Source organism: Halobacillus sp. BBL2006 (assembly GCF_000786645.1).
In the GTDB taxonomy this organism is placed as follows: domain Bacteria; phylum Bacillota; class Bacilli; order Bacillales; family Halobacillaceae; genus Halobacillus.
In genome coordinates this window covers 1-715 of the sequence record NZ_JRNX01000980.1, presented here as the reverse complement: position 1 = coordinate 715, position 715 = coordinate 1, and the positions used below count along the sequence as shown (strand labels likewise).

Here is a 715-nt window from a genome sequence, read left to right as displayed (position 1 = left end):
CCAGATGGAACCCTGCTACAGGTGAAAAATTAGAGGGAATTCCGGTCCCAGCTCTTAACGTCACATGCTGTGTATTTGGCGGGAAGGATATGAATGAATTGTTCATTACAACAGCAAGAAAAGACATGAGTGAAGAAAAGTTGCAGGAATATCCACAAGCAGGTGGACTCTTTAAAGTGAAAACAAATGTCCGTGGCTGTGAGTCTTTCCCCTTTAAAGGGTGAATCGTTAAAAAGCATCTCTATTGAGAGGTGCTTTTTTATGGTTATGAAGAAATAGGTAATGAAAGGTATTCAACTAAAGTGCAGTTGTCTGGAAGACTTGATTTCGAGATATTTGTGTGTGGAATAAGCGGCGTTGGGGAAGGAGTCGCTTTCCGTGGGCGTCCGCCCTGCGGGATCTCACTCTGTACTCTCATCCCACAGGAGTCTCCCCCTTCCCCAACGCCCCTTGCCAAGTGGTCATCTCGATATCATACTTGCGCTAATTGCACGATTTATTGAGGAAGCTTTGCTGCAAAGCTGGAGATTTAGTCGTTCCAAGCACTACCACATCGACGATAACGCAGTTCCTGGAAAAATATTCTATAAACTCTCCTTCCTATATAAGGTGGGCCGTTCATTGCTAAAAAAGCAGGGTTGACGGGGAAACGGCGAGACTCCCGCGGGAGAAGGGGCTAGGCAAGATCCCGGAAAGCGAGTCGTTTCCCCTTCAA

General features: G+C 46.4%; 1 protein-coding gene. It reads left to right on the top strand.

The genetic code is table 11. The annotated features are described in order from the left end of the window. A partial coding sequence (locus LD39_RS21535) for an SMP-30/gluconolactonase/LRE family protein (protein ID WP_035553992.1) occupies nucleotides 1-224 on the top strand: 224 nt, incomplete at its 5' end. Nucleotides 225-715 lie beyond the last annotated feature (491 nt).